The 14,580-nt window shown below is 58.2% G+C and carries 11 protein-coding genes; 3 read left to right on the forward strand and 8 right to left on the reverse strand.

The genetic code is table 11. The features are described from left to right. Positions 1 to 16 precede the first annotated feature (16 nt). The 3 genes from mmsB to chvE form a co-directional block, all read right to left on the reverse strand. Positions 17 to 1,234, reverse strand: a complete 1,218-nt coding sequence (gene mmsB, locus IG616_RS06245; protein ID WP_192147288.1) for a multiple monosaccharide ABC transporter permease — start codon at positions 1,232 to 1,234, stop codon at positions 17 to 19. Positions 1,235 to 1,236: 2 nt separating this feature from the next. Further along, on the reverse strand, positions 1,237 to 2,757 hold the full coding sequence (mmsA, locus tag IG616_RS06250) for a multiple monosaccharide ABC transporter ATP-binding protein (protein ID WP_192147289.1): 1,521 nt from the start codon (positions 2,755 to 2,757) through the stop codon (positions 1,237 to 1,239). A gap of 81 nt (positions 2,758 to 2,838) precedes the next feature. Continuing rightward, the gene (gene chvE / locus IG616_RS06255; protein ID WP_192147290.1) at positions 2,839 to 3,897 is read right to left on the reverse strand and encodes a multiple monosaccharide ABC transporter substrate-binding protein; all 1,059 of its coding nucleotides are present in this window, start codon (positions 3,895 to 3,897) and stop codon (positions 2,839 to 2,841) included. A 249-nt stretch (positions 3,898 to 4,146) separates the two neighbouring features. Here chvE and IG616_RS06260 point away from each other — a divergent pair, with 249 nt between their 5' ends. Then, positions 4,147 to 5,139, forward strand: a complete 993-nt coding sequence (locus tag IG616_RS06260) for a LysR family transcriptional regulator (protein WP_192147291.1) — start codon at positions 4,147 to 4,149, stop codon at positions 5,137 to 5,139. A 6-nt stretch (positions 5,140 to 5,145) separates the two neighbouring features. On the opposite strand, the gene IG616_RS06265 is transcribed toward IG616_RS06260, so the two are convergent. The 5 genes from IG616_RS06265 to ytfQ form a co-directional block, all read right to left on the reverse strand. Then, on the reverse strand, positions 5,146 to 5,871 hold the full coding sequence (locus IG616_RS06265) for a FadR/GntR family transcriptional regulator (protein ID WP_192147292.1): 726 nt from the start codon (positions 5,869 to 5,871) through the stop codon (positions 5,146 to 5,148). A 4-nt stretch (positions 5,872 to 5,875) separates the two neighbouring features. Further along, a complete protein-coding gene (yjfF, locus tag IG616_RS06270) occupies positions 5,876 to 6,856 on the reverse strand; it encodes a galactofuranose ABC transporter, permease protein YjfF (protein ID WP_192147293.1) in 981 nt (326 codons plus the stop codon). Beyond that, positions 6,853 to 7,878, reverse strand: coding sequence for an ABC transporter permease (locus tag IG616_RS06275; protein WP_192147294.1), 1,026 nt, complete (start codon positions 7,876 to 7,878; stop codon positions 6,853 to 6,855). Before IG616_RS06275 ends, yjfF begins: the two co-directional genes overlap by 4 nt. Then, complete coding sequence (gene ytfR / locus IG616_RS06280) at positions 7,875 to 9,371, reverse strand: galactofuranose ABC transporter, ATP-binding protein YtfR (protein ID WP_192147562.1); 1,497 nt, start codon at positions 9,369 to 9,371, stop codon at positions 7,875 to 7,877. The genes IG616_RS06275 and ytfR overlap by 4 nt, the downstream gene beginning before the upstream one ends. A gap of 149 nt (positions 9,372 to 9,520) precedes the next feature. Continuing rightward, entirely contained in the window at positions 9,521 to 10,483 is a 963-nt protein-coding gene (ytfQ, locus tag IG616_RS06285; RefSeq protein WP_192147295.1) for a galactofuranose ABC transporter, galactofuranose-binding protein YtfQ, read from the reverse strand. Between the two features lie 883 nt (positions 10,484 to 11,366). Here ytfQ and IG616_RS06290 point away from each other — a divergent pair. Then, positions 11,367 to 12,593, forward strand: a complete 1,227-nt coding sequence (locus tag IG616_RS06290; RefSeq protein WP_192147296.1) for an efflux RND transporter periplasmic adaptor subunit — start codon at positions 11,367 to 11,369, stop codon at positions 12,591 to 12,593. A gap of 11 nt (positions 12,594 to 12,604) precedes the next feature. After that, complete coding sequence (locus IG616_RS06295) at positions 12,605 to 14,575, forward strand: MacB family efflux pump subunit (RefSeq protein WP_192147297.1); 1,971 nt, start codon at positions 12,605 to 12,607, stop codon at positions 14,573 to 14,575. Positions 14,576 to 14,580: the final 5 nt, after the last annotated feature.

A 14,580-nucleotide genomic window follows, 5' to 3' on the forward strand; every position in this document is an offset into this window, starting at 1 on the left:
TGAACCTCTCCACCGCTCACGCGGACTTGTTCTTGTTGTAGACATCGAAGATCACGGCAGCGAGCAGGACAAGGCCCTTGATCATCTGCTGATAGTCGATGCCGATGCCCATGATGGACATGCCATTGTTCATGACGCCCATGATGAAGGCGCCGACCACTGCGCCGACGATCTTGCCAACGCCGCCGGACATGGATGCCCCGCCGATAAACACGGCTGCGATCACATCCAGCTCAAAGGAAACCCCGGCCTTGGGTGTAGCCGTGTTGAGGCGGGCCGCGAAAATCAGACCAGCCAGAGCTGCAAGCATGCCCATGTTGATGAAGGTCAGGAAGGTCAGCCGTTCGGTTTTGATACCGGACAGTTTCGCTGCCTTCTGGTTGCCGCCAAGCGCATAGATCCGGCGCCCAAGAACGGTGCTCTCAGTCAGGAAGGCGTAGATCACCGTCAGAATGCCCATGGTGATCAGAACATTGGGCAGGCCGCGGAAGGTCGACAGCTTGTAGGACACGAAGATGATCGCGCCTGCCACCAGAACGTTGCGCAGAACAAAGAAGCTGAATGGCTCGCCTTCGATGCCATATGCCTTGTTTCTGGTGCGCGCCCGCATGCCGAGCCAGACCAGTACAGCAGCGATTGCAATGCCTGCGACAACCGCAAGACCGTTCATGCGCTGCAAGCCGAAGATCGACTTGATGAAGGGCAGAAGGTCCGGGATGAAGCCGGTGGAAAGCGCCTGGAATTCGCGCGGGAACGGGCCAACCGATTGGCCTTCCAGCAGCCACAGGGATGCTCCGCGGAAGACGAGCATGCCTGCGAGCGTCACGATGAAGGACGGGATCTTCCAGAAGGCGACCCAGTAGCCCTGTGCCGCTCCGATCAAGATGCCGACCACCAGACACACGGGGATCGTCATATAGACGGACCATTGCCATTCCACCATCATCACAGCGGCCAACGCGCCGACGAAGCCGACAACGGAGCCCACGGACAGATCAATATGCCCTGCCACAATGACGAGCAGCATGCCGAGGGCCATAATGATGATATAGCTGTTCTGCAGGAACAGGTTCGTAATGTTGACGGGCTTTAAAAGCGTTCCGTCGGTAATGACTTGAAAGAACGCCATGATGGCGATCAGGGCCAGCAGCATGCCGTAGTCACGCAGGTGGCTCGCAAGATAACTGGCCACCGAAGCGCCGCCATGCGTCTTTTCAGCAAGGTCCGTGCTCATTCTCAACTCCTCACGATGAACGACATGATGCGCTCCTGGCTTGCCTCAGCGGCAGCCAGTTCCCCAACCAGGGCACCTTCGTTCATCACGTAAATCCGGTCACACATGCCCAACAACTCGGGCATTTCAGAAGAGATCATCAGAACGCCGCGGCCTTCGTCGGCCAGCTTGTTCATGATGCCGTAAATTTCGAACTTCGCGCCCACGTCGATCCCGCGGGTCGGTTCGTCCAGAATCAGAACCTGCGGCTCGGTGAAGAGCCACTTGGACAGAACAACCTTCTGCTGGTTTCCACCAGATAGGTTCACGACCTTCTGGTAGACGCCTGGCGTACGGATGTTCATGGCTTGCCGGTAGCCTTCGGCCACAGTCTGCTCATGAGCTTCGTTCAGAACACCGGCGCGCGAGATGCCTTCCAGATTGGCGAGGCTGATGTTCTTCTGGATGGTTTCGTCCAGGACCAGCCCAAGTGCCTTGCGGTCTTCCGTGACATAAGCAAGGCCTGACGCGATGGCGGATGACACTGTTGAGACGTCGATCGGCTTGCCATGCAGATGGGCTTCGCCAGAAATGTTCTGGCCATAGCTGCGCCCAAAGAGGCTCATTGCAAGCTCTGTCCGCCCAGAGCCCATCAGTCCGGCAATGCCGACGATTTCTCCCTTCCGGACGTGGAAACATGCCTTGCGGATGATCTGCCGTTCCGCATGCTCGGGATGATAGACTGTCCAGTCTTTCACCGCGAACAGCACCTCGCCAATAGAGCGCACGCGCTCCGGATAACGGTGGGCCATGTCCCGGCCAACCATGTCCCGGATAATGCGCTCCTCATTGATTTCGGACTTGGCTGCCTGCAGGGTCGAGACCGTCGTTCCGTCCCGGATGACCGTGATCCTGTCGGCAACACGTTCCACCTCATTCAGCTTGTGGCTGATCAGGATCGACGTGATGCCCTGAGATTTCAGTTCCAGTAAGAGATCCAGAAGGGCCTGACTGTCGGCTTCCGAAAGCGCTGCGGTCGGCTCATCCAGGATAAGCAGCTTGACTTCCTTGGCCAAGGCCTTGGCGATCTCAACGAGCTGCTGCTTACCGACACCGAGCTTGTCGACGAGGGTTGTCGGCGCTTCCCGGAGGCCAACCTTGCGCAGCAGCGTTTCCGTCTTGCGGAATGTTTCCTGCCAGTCGATCACGCCGCGGCTGGCGACTTCGTTGCCTAGGAACAGGTTTTCCGCAATGGATAGGAGTGGCACCAGGGCCAGTTCCTGATGGATGATGATGATGCCCTGTTTCTCGCTGTCGGAAATCCCGGAGAATCGGGCCTCTGATCCCTCGAACAGGATTTGGCCTTCGTATTCTCCGTAAGGATAGACACCTGACAGCACTTTCATCAGGGTTGATTTTCCGGCGCCGTTTTCTCCGACTACCGCGTGAATTTCGCCTGCATTCACCTCAAGATTGACACTGTCCAGAGCTTTGACGCCCGGGAAGGTCTTGGTGATGTTCTGCATTCTCAAGAGGGTCGACATGACACCTGCGCACCCGTTGGCAATAAGGAACCTGCCCGCCCGGCCTGTGGCCAGGCGGGCAGGTCTGTTGCGTTGAACCGCTTACTTCACCTGATCTTCGGTGTAGTAGCCGCTGCCGATCAGGATTTCCTTCCAGTTGGAAGCATCCACGGAGACCGGCTCAAGCAGGTAAGACGGAACGACCTTTACGCCGTTGTCATAGGTGGTTGTGTCGTTGATTTCCGGCTCAGAACCGCCAAGAACCGCGTTGACCATACCGACGGTGACACGCGCCAGTTCACGGGTGTCCTTGAACACGGTCGAGTACTGTTCGCCAGCCAGGATGGACTTGACCGACTGAACTTCCGCGTCCTGACCAGTCACGATCGGCATCTTGAGATCGCCGGAGCCGTAACCAACGCCCTTGAGGGACGACAGGATGCCGATGGACAGGCCGTCATACGGAGACAGTACGCCATTGACCTGTTTGTCGGTGTAGTGAGCGGACAAAAGGTTGTCCATGCGGGCCTGAGCGACAGCGCCGTCCCAGCGCAGGGTGCCGACCTTGTCCATGCCCATCTGGCCGGAGGCAATGTTGACCGTACCGGCGTCGATCAGCGGCTGCAGGACGGACATGGCGCCATTGTAGAAGAAATAGGCGTTGTTATCGTCCGGAGAACCGCCGAAGAGCTCGACGTTGTACGGGCCGTCGCCGAAGCGTTCCTTCAGACCGTTGACCAGCGAAGTTGCCTGCTGCACGCCGACCTTGAAGTTGTCGAAGGTGGCGTAATAGTCGACGTTGCCGCTTTCACGAATGAGACGGTCATAAGCGATGACCTTGATGCCGGCAGCGGATGCGTTTTCCAGCGCGTTGGACAGCGTGGTGCCGTCAATCGCAGCGATGACCAGGACGTCGACGCCCTTGGTGATCATGTTCTCGATCTGGGCGAGCTGGTTCGGAATGTCGTCTTCCGCATACTGTAGGTCGGTGGTGTAGCCGGCGGCCTGGAACTGCTCGACCATGGAGTTGCCGTCTGAAATCCAGCGTGCGGACGACTTGGTCGGCATGGAGATGCCCACGAGACCATCGGCCAGCGCAGGCACTGCAGACATGGATACAGAAAGAGCGAGTGCAGCCGCAGCCGCTTTCAAAAATTTCATGATGTCCTCCCATCGAAATGGCTGGGCCGTTTGCCGGATCCTCCGGCCTTAGCGGCTGGGCGGCTTACCGGGAGCGCACCACTGCGGTCTCCCGTTCTGTCGCATCAGTCCGGCACGGCCTGCCATAGACGAAGGCACGTTAGTGCGGGAAGCTATATCAAACAAATCAGTATTTATGATTTTATTATATCGTTATTGATATGATAATGAGTGCCTTGCACCTAAGGTTGAAAAGGGGACGCCAATACCATGCCCAAACGAAAAGGCCTGGATCCGCTGCTGCAGCTGGCCGAGGCAAAAACGGCTGACCGGTTCCTGAAAAAGGGGCTTCGTCTCGCGCATCTGCGCCTTATTCTTGCGGTCGAGCGCACAGGGCATCTCAGCAGGGCGGCGGACCTTCTGGCCACTTCCCAGCCGGCTGCCTCCCGTCTCCTGACCGAGATGGAGCAGATCACCGGCGTCAAGCTGGCGGAGCGGCAGGGACGAGGCATGACCTTGACGCTTTATGGCGAGAGGCTGGCCGTCCGGGCGCGGCTGGTTCTTCGGGAGCTGGACGAAGCGGACCGTGAACTGGAGAATCTGAAGAGCGGTCTTGCGGGGACTGTATCCATAGGCGCTGTGACTGGTGCCGCCGTGGAATATGTGCTTCCGGCCATTCGGCAGACCCGTGTCACCCATCCGCTGGTCAATGTTAGCGTGGAGGTGAACACGAGCGACGTGCTGACGGCCGCCCTGGATGACGGGCGCATAGATTTCTTCATCGGACGAGTGCCTGCTGGAAGTGATCCGCGCGGCTATGAGGCGCGCTATCTGGATCAGGAGCCTCTGCGGCTGATTGTTCGTGCAGAACACCCGCTTACCCGGATGAAGGACCTCACCTTAAGGGATTGCATCGCTTATGATTGGGTTCTCCAGCCTGAGGGGGCAATGTTGCGGGTGGCCGTGGAAACTTATCTGCGCGACAGGGGCATTCCCTATCCGGCCAAGGTGCTCAATACCAGCTCCATCCTTTTGACGCTGATGGTGATCTGCCAGACCAACGCGATCACGATCGTCGCCGGACCGGTCGGCGATTTCTTCACCGCCGGTGTTGGTGCCGATGCCCGCATCGCGTCTCTGGACATCGTAGGTGATGTCGCGATTCAGCCTTATTCGCTGATCAAGCTGGCAAACAGGAAACTCGCGCCTGTCGCGCAGAATTTCCATGACCTCATCCTGTCTCGCGCCTCAGTCCGGGAGTGACGCCTGTCAGGCCTTGCCGGCAACCCGTTCCGCACCCACGATGATGACCTTACGCATGGCCGCGGAAGCAGCGTCCTGATCGCGTGCTGCTATGGCATCGACTATGGCCCGGTGGTTTCCGGCGTTACGGGCAATATCCTCCGGATTTGAGGCTGGTGAACTGCGATGGAAAATGCGGTTCAGCGCAGCGCCGATCAGAGAGCCGACAGACCACATGAACGGGTTCTTGGACATGCCCAGAACCGCCAGGTGAAGCTTGAGGTCGGCCCTGACAAACTCAGTGCTGCTTTCAGCAGCGGCCATGTCGTCCGCATGCTTGTACAGCTCGGCAATATCCTCGGCACTCGCGTGCAGAGCCGCCATAGCTGCTGCCGCTGGTTCCAATGTTAGGCGGACGTCCACGAGATGCTTGAAGAGATCCTCGTTGGAGGAATACTTGAAGTGCCAGGACAGGACATCGCTGTCGAAAAGATTCCAGCGCTTGCGGTCGGTAACCCGCGTGCCGATCCGGGCGCGGGCTTCAACCAGGCCTTTCGCCGCCAGTGTCTTCATGGCCTCCCGCAGCACGGTTCTGGAGACATGAAACCGCTGTTCGAGTTCCGCGTCTCCCGGCAAAGTCGATCCGACCGGGAAAACACCTGCCACGATCTCTCCTCCAAGCTCTGCGACCACATGGGCGTGGCTCGTCCGGGGTTTCCGGCTGGCGTGATCTGGGGAGAGAAGTTCAAACAAGGGTCTATGCTGTCCTGTGTGCTGGGGCGATGCCTCTTGAGGATGCCCAGGTTAACCCCTTTTGGAGCAAAATGAACAAGAGCAGAAGCAGGCCAATCACGATTTTGGTCCACCAGCTCGACAGACTGCCATCGAAAATGATGTAGGTCTGGATGAGTCCCATGATGAAGACACCAAACAAGGTGCCTGCAATATAGCCGCTGCCGCCTGTCAGCAAGGTGCCGCCAATCACAACTGCTGCAATGGCATCCAGTTCCACACCTACGGCGGACAGGGAATATCCAGCGGATGTGTAGAGGGAAAACACGATGCCGGAAAGACCTGCAAGAAAACCAGACAGTGCATAGATGCCGATGGTTGTCACGGCGATGGGAACGCCCATCAGCCGGGCGGTGGCCTGACCGCCGCCGAGAGCATAGACGTTTGAACCGAAGCGGGTTCTGTGGGCAATCAGCATGCCGACACCGACTGTGACCAGCATGATCCCGCCAATAAGGGTCAAGCGGCCTTTGCCGGGCATCCGCCAGAACAGCTCCTGAAGCGTTCCATAGAACTCATGGGAGATTGGTACTGAATCCGTCGAGAGCACAAAGGCAAGGCCGCGCGCAAGGAACATCCCGGCAAGTGTCACGATGAAGGCCGGCATCTCGAGGAAATGGATGACTGCTCCCATGGCCGCACCAAAGAGGCAGGTGATCAGCAGAACCATGGCAAAGACGGTCATGGGATGCAGGCCGGTGTTCTTCAGCATGACCGCAATGAAGACACCGGTGAAGGCAATCACCGAGCCTATCGACAGATCGATACCGCCAGAAATGATGACAAAGGTCATCCCCACGGCCGCGATGCCCAGAAAGGCATTGTCTGTCAGCAAGTTGCCGATAACCCGCGTGGACAGCATGGCGGGGAACTGCGTGTAGCAGAGCGCGTAGGCCAGCACGAAGATGACCAATGTGGCAACGAAGGGAAGGTGGCGGGTCTTCATGGCTTCACCAGAATTCTCGTTTCGCCTTGTCCGCTCTTGCGGCGGGCCGATTTGAGGCGGGTGCGCAGGGCGGGCGATTGGATCAGAAGGATCAGGATGATGATCAGGGCCTTGATCACGAGATTGAATTCCGGCGGGAACCCGGAAATCAGGATGCTCGTGTTGACCGACTGGATGATCATGGCGCCCATCATCGATCCGAGGAGGGTGAAGCGGCCGCCGAGCAGCGAGGTGCCGCCAATGACCACGGCAAGGATCGCATCCAGCTCCAGCCAGAGGCCCGCGTTGTTTGCGTCGGCGCCTTTGATGTCTGCTGCCGCAATCGTCCCTGCAGCTGAAGCGCAGAGCCCGGCAATCATATAGACGCAGACTAGCAGAATGCCGCTGTTCACACCGGAGAGGGTACTTGCCCGGCGGTTGATGCCGATGGCCTCGATCAGCATACCGAGAGCTGTCCGCCTTACCAGGATCATGGCCAGCGCGGCTGCCGTGATCCAGATGACAATGGGTGTCGGCACCGTGAAAAGCGCGCCGCTGCCCAGAAAGACAAGGTTCTCGTTGGTAAACGTGAGGATCGTGCCCTCGGTAATCAGCTGGGCGATGCCGCGGCCCGCGACCATGAGGATCAGCGTGGCGATAATCGGCTGAATTCCAGCGACGGCGACCAGCAGACCGTTCCAGAGCCCGCAGGCGAGCCCAACCGCAAGAGCGAGGGTCACGGCCTGAAGAGCGCTGCCGGTCGCTGTGACGGTGGCAGCTGCAACGGCGCCGCAAATCGCCATGACCGCGCCGACCGACAGGTCAATGCCCTTGGTCGCGATCACCAGCGTCATGCCGATTGCCAGAAGGGCGACGGGGGCGCCGCGGTTCAAGATGTCGATCAGGCTGCCATAGAGGCGGCCATTTGCCATTTCGATGCTCAGGAAACCCGGGAACAGGAAGGCTGACAGTCCGAGAACGGCCAGAAGTGTAATGATCTGAGGGGCGTACCTGACTCCGGGAAGGGTCGTCTGGGGTGTCATTCCGCAAGCTCCTGCACCGCTAGGCCGCTGCCAGCGATGGCGTCAACCACCGCTGATGTGGTGATGTCTTTGCCCGCCAGTTCCGCGACATGCTTCCGGTCGCGGACCACGATGATCCGGTGGCTGTAGACAGTCAGCTCTTCCAGTTCGGAGGAAATGACCAGCAGGGACATGCCCTGGTCGCAGAGATCTTCAATCAGGCGGATGATCTCGGCATGCGCGCCCACGTCAATACCACGGGTCGGCTCGTCCAGGATCAGGAAACGGGGATGAGTGGCGAGCCAGCGGGCCAGGATCGCCTTTTGCTGGTTGCCGCCGGACAGCTGCCCAATGGGCTTTTCCCTGTCGGTGGTCCGGATGTCCAGCGCCTTGATGTATTTGTCGGCAATGGCGTTCTGTTCCTTGCGCGGGATCGGCTTGGTCCAGCCGCGCAGGGCCTGAAGGGCAAGGATGATGTTTTCCCGGATCGAGAGATCGGCGATGATGCCATCCACCTTGCGGTCTTCCGGGCAAAAGCCAAACCCTTGCAGCACGGCAGAGCGCGGGGTCGGCAATGAGACCTCGGTGCTTCCAATCATAGCCTTGCCGCTGTCGGCGGCGTGAATGCCGAAGAGGGTCTCGGCAGTCTCTGTCCGGCCGGAGCCGAGGAGACCGGCAATGCCGACGGCTTCGCCCTTGCGGATTTCCAGATCGAACGGTTCGATCCTGCCCTTCCGGCCAAAGCCCTTGAAGGAGAACTGCACCGGGCCGGCGCTGGAGTGAACCTTGCCGTGCTCTCTGGTTTCTTCTTCCAGTTCGCGGCCCAGCATCATGGCGACCAGTTCCAGGCGGCCAAGGCCTTCCGCAGGACGGGTTCCAACCTTTTGTCCATTGCGCAGAACGGTAATCGTGTCGCTGATCTCGAACACCTGGTCGAGGAAGTGGGAAATGAAGACAATGCCGAGGCCGCGGGCCTTGAGACGCCGGACCACATCGAACAGCAGCCGGACCTCGTGGGCGTCCAGACTGGCGGTCGGCTCATCCAGGATCAGGACCTTTCCGGACAGATCGACCGCCCGGGCGATGGCAATGATCTGCTGAATGGCCACGGAGTAGCTGCCAAGGTCCTCCGTTACATCGATGTGAAGATCATACTCGGCCAGCAGTGCGGCGGCCTCTCGGTTCATCTTGCGGCTGTCGACCACGCCGAAACGGGTAGGCTGGCGCCCAAGGTACATGTTTTCTGCCACGGTCAGGTTCGGAAGGAGATTGACCTCCTGATAAACGGTGCCAATGCCGTGGTCCTGTGCATCCTGCGTGCTGCGCGGTGTAATCGCGGTGCCGTCGAGCAGGATTGAACCGCCTTCCGGCCTGTAGACCCCGGTGAGGCATTTGATCAAGGTGGACTTGCCCGCACCATTTTCGCCAAGGAGAGCATGAACCTCTCCCGCCTTGAGCACGAAGTCGACGTTGTCGAGCGCCAGAGCTCCGGGGAAGGACTTTGTAATGCCCATGCCGTGCAGCAGCGGCACATCAGCACCGGCAGACGGCTGACGTTGAGGGGAGGGCGTGGGGTTTGGCACCGTCCAGCTCCAGGTAAATGTATTTGGTCAAACAGAAACGGACCAGACAGGGTTCTCCTGTCTGGTCCGTGGCGCTGGGCTTAGTAGCCGAGGCCCTTCTTTTCTTCGTAGACTTTCTTGGGGTCGTCAGCCTGGGTGTAGAGCTTGGACTCGGTCTGGATGAACTTCGGAGGCAGGGTGCCGTCCTTGAAGAAGGCGTCCAGAGCATCGTAGGCCGGGCCAGCCATGTTCGGGGTCAGCTCGACGGTGGCGTTGGCTTCACCGGCTGCCAGAGCGAGGAAGATATCCGGAACAGCGTCGATGGAGACGACGAGAATGTCCTTGCCCGGCTGGAGGCCTGCTTCCTTGATGGCCTGGATGGCGCCGACGGCCATATCGTCGTTATGAGCGTAGAGGGCGCAGATGTTCTTGCCGCCGTCTTCTGCCTTCAGGAAGCTTTCCATGACTTCCTTGCCCTTGGTGCGGGTGAAGTCGCCGGTCTGGCTGCGGATGATCTTGAGGTTGTCATGACCTGCCAGGGCCTGCTCGAAGCCATTCTTGCGATCGATGGCGGGAGAGGAGCCGGTCGTACCCTGAAGTTCGACAACGTTGCAGGGCTTGCCGTTGACTTCGGTGACCAGCCAGTCGCCTGCGACCTTGCCTTCATGAACCAGATCAGAACCGACAGCGGTCAAATAAAGGTCCTTGTCGCTGTCGACCATGCGGTCGAGCAGAACGACCGGGATCTCGGCTTCTTTGGCTTCCTTGAGAACGGCATCCCAGCCAGTTGCAACCACAGGTGCGACCAGGATAGCATCAACACCCTGAGCAATGAACGAGCGCAGAGCCTTGATCTGGTTTTCCTGCTTCTGCTGAGCGTCGGCGAACTTGAGGTCGATGCCGCGCTGTTCAGCTTGCTGCTTGGTCAAGGTCGTTTCTGCAGCGCGCCAGCCGGACTCGGATCCGATCTGCGAAAAGCCGACGGTCAAGGCGAGTGCAGAAGTTGAGGCGAGCGAAAGGGTGGCCAGGAGTGTGGCTCCCGCCAGAACAGTCTTAAAAGTCATTGGTTCCTCCCAGAACAACATATGTGACCGAAGTCAGTCTCTTAAAAATCATATAGTATTACTTTTGTAAAGTGAGAAAGAGGTGCTGCAGCTGGTATTCCCACTCAGGTTGCAGGCAAGGTCGCGCAACGGCAACAAAGGAGAGGTATTCGGGGGGGGATTGGTCGCGAGTTTCCGATCTCGGTAACCAGGCAGAAGTCATTGAGAGTGAACAAAAAACACTGACTTACGTCCAGATTAACGGATCGTTGGATCCCACTTTTCTGAAGTGAGCTGGGTTTATCTAAGGTAGGTGAGGACTCTCAGGCTATGTCTTGTCGTTCGTAGCTTCGACAGCAAGGGTTGTCATGTCCACTGAAGTGAGGGCAGTGCCGAGATCGCTGACTGTTGCCATACAAACTTCTTAATCGCTTGTAGAAAGCTCGTCTGTCGAGGCTTTAATGCCTGAGTTGCGCTGCAGAGCGGGAAACTGATTCTACTACTGAATAAAACCATGTATGTATATATTCGTATTTACGATGCTCTAAGCGACTTAAATGTGAAAATATCCTAAAAAAAGTCATCTTACAGAATAAAATTGAATAAATTTATCAAATTTTTCCAGCTTTTATTTCTTGACCATTTCAGACTTTTATTTCCATTCTTTTCTCATGTTGCGTTCAAACGTATCGATGTGGTCATTTTGTTACAATCTTCTGTCTTGAGCTTTAAGGCATGTCTCTATATGCCTGTGCGGCGCCTTGCGGAAAGGTGAGCAGTGGATGGTGGGCTGTGCTGGCTCGTGGCGGTACTTTCGCGGAATGGCGGAAGCCGCGCTTCTCCGCAACGCAGATTGTTAGTCCGGTTCCGTAGAGCTGGATGAGTTCTGTGCGAAAGTAGATGTATGAAGCGGAAATCGGCTCTCAAGGCCACTGTCAAAGTCCTCGGTTTTCTTGCGCTTGCCGCAGCGGGAGGCCTGACTTGGGCCTATGCGACCGGCCGTCTTGAAGAACGGGATCCGCTCGCCGGATACATGGTTTCAACCCTGACCAAGGGAAGGGTCGAAGAGACGGTTCTCGCTACCGGTATTCTCAAGCCGAAAAACCTTGTCGCCGTCGGCGCGCAGGCGTCCGGGCGGATTACGGCACTTCATGTCGCGCTTGGGCAGGAGGTGAAGGCTGGAGATCTCGTCGCCGAGATTGATTCCGTCAGTCAGGAGAATGCTCTTCTAGAGGCAGAGGCCGCCAGGGCGAAGACAGAGGCGGAACTTGCCGAAAAAGAAGCGGAACTGGTTCTGGCGCGGCAGACACTGAAGCGGGAACAAAGCCTCGCAAACATGAAGATTTCCGCAACCTCGGACCTGGACAGCGCGGTTGCAGGCGAAAAGACGATACTGGCTCAGATCGAAGCTTTGAAAGCCGAAATCAAGTCGGCAGACGTTGCTGTCGCGGCTGCCGAAGTTGATCTTGGATATACCAAGATCAAGGCTCCTTCCGATGGAACGGTTCTCGCGATTGTCAGCCAGGAAGGCCAGACAGTGAATGCGGTGCAGTCAGCTCCGACAATCATCGTGTTGGGCGACTTGAACACCATGGCTGTCCGGACCGAAATTTCCGAAGCCGACATCGTCAAGATCAAGCCAGGGCTACCGGTGACCTTCTCGGTTATGGGGGCGCCGGATGTTACCTATTCAGCAAAGCTGGAGACCATCGAGCCTGCGCCTGAATCCATTGTGGATGATAGCAGCCTGCCGTCTTCCTCGTCCTCTTCCTCGACTTCGACATCTGCGGTCTATTACATCGGGGTGTTTCACGTGCCCAACCCGGATGGTGACCTGCGAACCTACATGACTGCGGATGTGCGGATTCGGCTTGGGCTGGCGGAGAACGTGCTGACCGTTCCTTCTTCCGCTCTGCAAAGCAGGGATGCGGACGGACGCTATATGGTTCTCGTCGCTGCGAAGGACGGCAGCATGGAGAACCGGAAGGTGGAGATCGGTCTGAATGACAAGATCACTGCGGAGGTCCTGTCCGGGCTTTCTGAGGGAGAGCGCGTGATCTCAGGTCAGAAGGCGGCCGGGGCATCTACAGCGACGGCTCAGCGCGGCGGTCCTCCGCCGATGGGTCTTTAAGGAGCGCCGTCATGCTCAAACTGCGCGGTGTCGGCAGAGCCTATCCCTCCGGAGAGGGGACGGTGCAGGTTCTCAAGGGCATTGATCTGGACATCGGCCGTGGCGAGTTTGTGGCCATTGTCGGCCAGTCCGGATCGGGTAAGTCGACGCTTATGAACATCCTCGGTTGCCTGGACCGGCCTTCGAGCGGCAGCTACGAGGTCAATGGCATCGAGATCTCGATGCTGGAGCCCGACGATCTGTCCCGTCTGCGGCGGGAACATTTCGGCTTTATTTTTCAGCGTTATCATCTTCTTCCCGAGTTGAATGCTATCGGCAATGTCGAAATTCCGGCGATTTACGCCGGGGTCGATGCACGTCATCGCCGGGAAAGGGCCATTTCCTTGCTGGAGCGTCTTGGTCTTGGGGACCGGACGACGCACCGGCCTGGCCAGCTTTCGGGCGGGCAGCAACAGCGGGTCTCCATTGCCCGCGCGCTTATGAACGGGGCGGATGTCATCCTTGCCGACGAGCCGACTGGCGCACTGGACAGTCAGAGCGGCGCGGATGTGCTTGCAGAGCTGAAAGCACTGCACGCCGTTGGGAAGACAATTATTCTTGTCACGCACGATGCCGATATCGCCTCGCGGGCGGAACGGATCATCGAAATACGCGACGGTATGATCATCTCGGACAGTCCGAACCCGGAGCCTTCCGCCGGTCAACCTCGGTCTGCCGAGATGGCGGGCGCAGAAGGGTCACCGGAGAAGGCCAGTAACCAGATGAACTGGTTCCGTGCAAGGATTGACCGGGCAGGAGAAGCCCTGCGAATGGCGGTCAGGTCGATGCTGGCGCGTAAGGTCCGGGCTTTGCTGACCATGCTCGGGATTGTTATCGGCATTGCCTCCGTGGTCTGTGTCGTCGCGCTGGGAACGGGGTCGCAGCAAAAGGTTTTGGAGAATATCAGCAGCCTTGGCACCAACACGCTGGAGATCTTTCCCGGAAAGGACTTCGGCGATATGCGGTCCGGAAAGATCACAACACTTGTTGTGGCGGATGCTGATCAGCTTGCCCGCCAGCCTTATGTGGCGGCAGTCACTCCTACCGTTTCGACGAGCGCAACGCTGCGCCGCGGAAATGTCGAGGCGACAGGTCAGATCAGCGGTGTCGGAGCGGGATACTTCCTTGCCAAAGGTTTGACCCTGGAAGAAGGCCGCTTCTTCGATGTATCAAGCGTTTCTGGCCGTCAGCCGGATGGGGTGATCGACGAGAATACGCGTAAATCCTTGTTCGCAGACCATGCCGGAAGCGTGATCGGGCAGGTCATTCTTGCGGACAATGTTCCTGTGCGCGTGGTTGGTGTTGTCGCGAAGCAGCAGGGGTTCGGGGATAGCCAGAACCTTTCCGTCTATCTGCCCTACACTGCTGTTCAAACCCGTCTTCTCGGCAGCACGAGCCTGCGCAGCATCACGGTACGTGTTTCCGATGAGGTTGATATGAGCGTTGCGGAACAAGCCGTGACCGAGTTCCTGACCCGGCGCCACGGAACCAAAGACTTCTTCATTCTCAACACCGACGACATCCGGAAAACCATCACCAGCACAACCCAGACCCTGGCCCTGCTGATCTCTGCCATTGCGGTGATCGCGCTGATCGTCGGCGGAATTGGTGTGATGAACATTATGCTGGTCACCGTGTCCGAGAGGATCTCGGAGATAGGTGTCCGAATGGCGGTCGGGGCACGTCAGGGCGACATTCTGCAGCAATTCCTCATTGAGGCGGTGCTGGTCTGCCTGATTGGCGGCGTGCTCGGCATAAGCCTCGCGCTGGCGTTCGGATATGGCTTCAGTCTGCTCAGCACAAACTTCCAGCTTATCTATTCGGCCCAGTCGATGGTGGCAGCCTTTGCTGTCTCCAGCCTGATCGGGGTCGTGTTCGGCTATTTGCCAGCCCGTAATGCGGCGCGCCTCGACCCGGTTGCCGCACTCTCGGGAACACGTTGAAATCT

Origin of the sequence: Roseibium litorale (assembly GCF_014842915.1) — a bacterium.
Taxonomy (GTDB): Bacteria; Pseudomonadota; Alphaproteobacteria; order Rhizobiales; family Stappiaceae; genus Roseibium; species Roseibium litorale.

Excerpts from the sequence above, each read along its gene's own strand:
- mmsB (WP_192147288.1), bottom strand. The coding sequence starts at position 1,234 with ATGAGCACGGACCTTGCTGAAAAGACGCATGGCGGCGCTTCGGTGGCC.
- mmsA (WP_192147289.1), bottom strand. The coding sequence starts at position 2,757 with ATGTCGACCCTCTTGAGAATGCAGAACATCACCAAGACCTTCCCGGGC.
- chvE (WP_192147290.1), bottom strand. The coding sequence starts at position 3,897 with ATGAAATTTTTGAAAGCGGCTGCGGCTGCACTCGCTCTTTCTGTATCC.
- IG616_RS06260 (WP_192147291.1), top strand. The coding sequence starts at position 4,147 with ATGCCCAAACGAAAAGGCCTGGATCCGCTGCTGCAGCTGGCCGAGGCA.
- yjfF (WP_192147293.1), bottom strand. The coding sequence starts at position 6,856 with ATGAAGACCCGCCACCTTCCCTTCGTTGCCACATTGGTCATCTTCGTG.
- IG616_RS06275 (WP_192147294.1), bottom strand. The coding sequence starts at position 7,878 with ATGACACCCCAGACGACCCTTCCCGGAGTCAGGTACGCCCCTCAGATC.
- ytfR (WP_192147562.1), bottom strand. The coding sequence starts at position 9,371 with ATGGGCATTACAAAGTCCTTCCCCGGAGCTCTGGCGCTCGACAACGTC.
- ytfQ (WP_192147295.1), bottom strand. The coding sequence starts at position 10,483 with ATGACTTTTAAGACTGTTCTGGCGGGAGCCACACTCCTGGCCACCCTT.
- IG616_RS06290 (WP_192147296.1), top strand. The coding sequence starts at position 11,367 with ATGAAGCGGAAATCGGCTCTCAAGGCCACTGTCAAAGTCCTCGGTTTT.
- IG616_RS06295 (WP_192147297.1), top strand. The coding sequence starts at position 12,605 with ATGCTCAAACTGCGCGGTGTCGGCAGAGCCTATCCCTCCGGAGAGGGG.